Raw genomic sequence first — 3,726 nt, forward strand, 5'->3', positions numbered from 1 at the left:
CTGTCACCTAAATGTGCGGCAGTCCCGTTGTCGACGCTGTTGACGCGCTACTACGCCGAGACAGGCACGCTGTAGGAGCGCAAAAGTAGTCGCGTCTTGAGCGGCTCTCAGTCTATAGCGGTGATTCCCTCCTAGGGGACTCACCGTCTACCCTGAGCCCTATGTTCTCGCGGCTTAATGAGGCTTTCGGGCGTTAGCGGCCTGTGCCAGTGAGCGTGGTCAGATGTTGGCGTGTGGCGGTGAGTTTTTGCTGGTCAGCGACCAGGCGTTCGCCGATGGCTTCGACTTCTGCTCGCAGATCGGGGCACATCTCTAGGACGATGCCCTCATCGAGGGTGCGAGCGCAGTCGAGGAAACGCCAGATGGTGTCCGTGTTCATGCCGCCATCCATCATGGCTATGATCTGTAGCACTCGGGTGACATCAGCCTCCTGGTAGTGCCGGTAACCGCTGCTATCACGCATCGGGTCGAGCAGGTGCTGGGCCTCGCAGTGCCTCAGAGAACGAGGGCTCACCCCGGTCCGGGCAGCAAGATCACCGATGAGCATAGCGGGCCTTTCTTCGTGGGCTTGACCTTGACACACCGTCAGGCCCTAGATTCCAGTGACATGACAGAAGGAACAAGACTCTCACGGGCTCTGATCTTTCACGGTCATGCAGCCACGCCTGAAAATCCCTGGTTCAGCTGGGTTGCCGACGAACTAGAACACCACGGTACCTGCGCGATCATCCCACCCTTGCCTGACCCGTACGCCCCCGAGACAACAGCGTGGGAGGGCACTATCGAGTCGACTCTCGGAGAACCGGATGAGAGGACAGTGGTGATCGCCCACAGTCTCGGCTGCCTCGCGGTACTGCGCTACCTGTCCTCACTCAGAACAGACTGGAACTTGGGTGGGTTAGTGCTGGTCTCAGGGTTCACAAGGAAGCTCCCGGCCCTGCCTGAACTGGATGGCTTCATTACTTCGGGCCTCGATGTTTCCACGGTGAGGCAACGTGTGCAGAAGATCCCCGTGCTGCGTTCCGATAACGACGGACTGGTGCCCTCCGCGTTCAGCGACGAACTTGCAACCCTCCTGGGAGTGAAGGCCCATGTTCAGAGCGGGGCAGGACATTTCCTGGCGGAAGACGGTGTCACCGAGCTGCCTAGACTCTTGGACTGGATTCAATGACCCTTCCGCGTTGCAAAGAGAGGCGTTTCGGGGGAGTCGATCGCGTCTTACAGTGATGGTGGTTGAGGGCCTTTGTTGGCAGAACGGTAAGGGGGCGCGGCTCCGAAGTCTCGCGTGCGGCGGTGGAGTGCCGCGTTGAGCTCAGCGTCAAGCTGACATGGAGAGCGTTGTGGTCGCGGCGCGAAGAAGCGCTCATTGACTTCGGCCATCTTCTGCCTCAGTTCTTCCCGACGCGTCACGGTTTCGGTATCGAGTAGTGCAGGACGGATCAGGGCTTCGATGCCTTTCTCATCCCGGGCGATGGCGACAGTGCGGGCATGAGCGAAAACGTGGGGGTCGATCTGGTTCCAGTCGATGATCCACCCGGCTTCGGTGGCCAGGTGGTTGAAGAAGACGAACTGGCTTCTGGTGTTCACATCCCGGAACGGGTGCAGCACTGTGGTTTCGCCCCATGTCCAGGCCAGCCCTGCGGAGAACTCATCGGCATCCCGGCCACGTAGGTAATCCATCCGGTGCAGGGCAGTGAAGATGCGCTCGGCCTCTGCCGGGATGAACTCAGGACGGCAGTGGGCCAGCCCGGTTCCGCCTGGTCCGGTGTCGGTGGTGCGTAACTGTCCACCCCAGGTATAGAAGCCCTCAACCAGCCGGGCGTGGATGGCTTGCAGGTGCGCCAGGTCGAAGTTCCCGCTGATGGGGTGGTCCGCCAGCTCACCGAGGCGCTGGGCGATGACCGCAGTCTCGGCCTTCTTCCATCCCTCCGGGTCGGTGAACCCAGGGATGTTGATCAGGACATCAGTGCCCGGATACGCATACGGGTCCTGGACGGCCATATGGTACTCATCGGCCGGAGGTGCCGTACTGTGCTTTCAGCTCCGCCAGCCGCGCTTCGACGGCCTCATCGGCGCTGAGTTCTCCCCGTAGGACCCGCTCACGAAGAGCGATGTCCTCGGGCGCCTCGTCAGCTCCGGCCATCTGCTGGGCCGCGTTCGCGGCGATCTGGATACGGTCGATCTCTGCCTGAGAGCGGACGCGTGTTGCCATCACGGAGCTCCTTCCACCAGGTATTGCCCACGCCCTCTATTCTACCGCGCGAGGACACTNACTCGTAGTGCCAGACGCGTGTAGGAAGACAACTCAGAGTTGATTCTAGGCTCGGCGGCGCTGGGTGACGAAGGAGCGGGCAAGCGGCCGGAAGGCCGCTTCGATCTGGTCGGCATGCGCCCGGAATCCGGCGAGCACTTCCGCTGTGATCTGCCCCGCGTCCTACGGATTCTTCGTGCCGGATGATCAAGATCTGCACCACGAGGGAAACTTTGAGGCGCACGCGCCGGGCTGGCGCCTGCGTGCGTGTGTTCTCTCCGGGCAGTTAGCACGCATAGCCGCCGCGGTCTTCAGCTACCTCCGGCCAGTCACGCGCGGCGACGCTTCGCGGGCCGCCGCCCCCTTAGCCGCATAGCCGCGCGTTCTTGGCTCAGAGCGCGGCGGACCGTGGTGGCAGCGATGCCGAGCCGTTCACCGATCTCTACGAGCGTCATGCCTCCTGCCTACAGTGAAGCAGCCTCCTGGCGGACTTCGTCCGGCTGGCCGGAGCCTCGCAGTCGCACCCCGGCAGCCTTGAGATATCGGCTCACCGCCCTGTGACTGATGCCGAAGATCGCGCCGAGTTCCCGGGTGGTCGACCCAGCCCCGTACCGGACCGCCATCTGCGCGACCAGCTCCGGCGTGATCGAGGTTGTGCGCGTCTCAACCTCGGTGACAATGGGGCCTCTCGGGTCGTCGATCCCAGTGATCAGCGGGCCGGTGCGGTACCTAAATCGCCCAGCAGCCCATCGCCTGACCAGGGCTTTTGCGGCGGGGAGATGTTCTGCAACTCTCCCGCCGGGACCACCATAGATTGGATGTTCACGCCCGCGACGTCAGCGGATTATATGTCCTTCCCTGCGCTCTCCTGTTATGCCACCTGGAGGCGCTGGTCTCCGGCCACATATTCCAGCGCGAGCTCACCACCGACAGCTTCGAGGTATTTACGGATGGTGCCGATCTTGGCACTGTCGAGGTCCCCGCTTTCGATCTTGGAGACCTGACGCTGCCCGACCCCGATACGCTCAGCAAGCTGCGCCCGGGTCAGGCCTGCCTCTTCACGCAGTTCACGCAGGCGGTAAGCACGAACTTCAGCAAGCATCCGCTTCTTGTGCTCTTCGACCCGTGCTCGTGTATCTGCGTCCATGGGATGTTTGGCAAGATACTCTTCGTAGCTCAAAGCCACGGGGATCGTTGTCCTTTCAATCTGTCGAGATGGGCATCGAAGAGATCGTCCGCTACGGGAATGTTCTTCTTATACCAACGTTTCCAGTTCCCCGCTTTATCCCCGGCCACCAGAAGGACGAGTTTCTCAACGCGGCGGCGTCTCCAGCAGTGCTCCGTCAGGCCCACCGTAGACTGCACGTTCAACCCGCGACGTCAGTGGACTTTACGGGCTCTTCGGACTTCTGGTGGGGAGCGGGACTCGCGGCGTAGCTGAGGGTGGGTAGGGGTCGAGGTCCTCGATGATCGGT

6 protein-coding genes are annotated in these 3,726 nt (G+C 62.0%); 1 reads left to right on the forward strand and 5 read right to left on the reverse strand.

Annotation, left to right across the window (positions count from 1 at the left end; translation table 11 throughout):
• Positions 1-193: 193 nt before the first annotated feature.
• Complete coding sequence (locus IEW13_RS17180) at positions 194-547, reverse strand: MerR family transcriptional regulator (RefSeq protein ID WP_188552129.1); 354 nt, start codon at positions 545-547, stop codon at positions 194-196.
• A gap of 60 nt (positions 548-607) precedes the next feature.
• On the opposite strand from IEW13_RS17180, the gene IEW13_RS17185 reads away from it, so the two are divergent.
• Positions 608-1,171, forward strand: a complete 564-nt coding sequence (locus tag IEW13_RS17185; RefSeq protein ID WP_188552130.1) for an RBBP9/YdeN family alpha/beta hydrolase — start codon at positions 608-610, stop codon at positions 1,169-1,171.
• Positions 1,172-1,218: 47 nt separating this feature from the next.
• Here the strand turns inward: IEW13_RS17185 and IEW13_RS17190 are convergent, their stop codons facing one another.
• The 4 genes from IEW13_RS17190 to IEW13_RS17200 form a co-directional block, all read right to left on the reverse strand.
• Positions 1,219-2,001 (reverse strand): Fic/DOC family protein, encoded by a 783-nt coding sequence (locus IEW13_RS17190; RefSeq protein WP_188552131.1) that lies wholly within the window; start codon positions 1,999-2,001, stop codon positions 1,219-1,221.
• A gap of 7 nt (positions 2,002-2,008) precedes the next feature.
• Positions 2,009-2,212 (reverse strand): hypothetical protein, encoded by a 204-nt coding sequence (locus IEW13_RS17195; protein WP_188552132.1) that lies wholly within the window; start codon positions 2,210-2,212, stop codon positions 2,009-2,011.
• A 503-nt stretch (positions 2,213-2,715) separates the two neighbouring features.
• Complete coding sequence (locus IEW13_RS17860) at positions 2,716-3,066, reverse strand: helix-turn-helix domain-containing protein (protein ID WP_373283608.1); 351 nt, start codon at positions 3,064-3,066, stop codon at positions 2,716-2,718.
• 56 nt (positions 3,067-3,122) lie between these two features.
• Positions 3,123-3,437, reverse strand: coding sequence for a helix-turn-helix domain-containing protein (locus tag IEW13_RS17200; protein ID WP_188552133.1), 315 nt, complete (start codon positions 3,435-3,437; stop codon positions 3,123-3,125).
• Positions 3,438-3,726 lie beyond the last annotated feature (289 nt).

The organism is Sediminivirga luteola (assembly GCF_014639315.1).
In the GTDB taxonomy this organism is placed as follows: Bacteria; Actinomycetota; Actinomycetes; order Actinomycetales; family Brevibacteriaceae; genus Sediminivirga; species Sediminivirga luteola.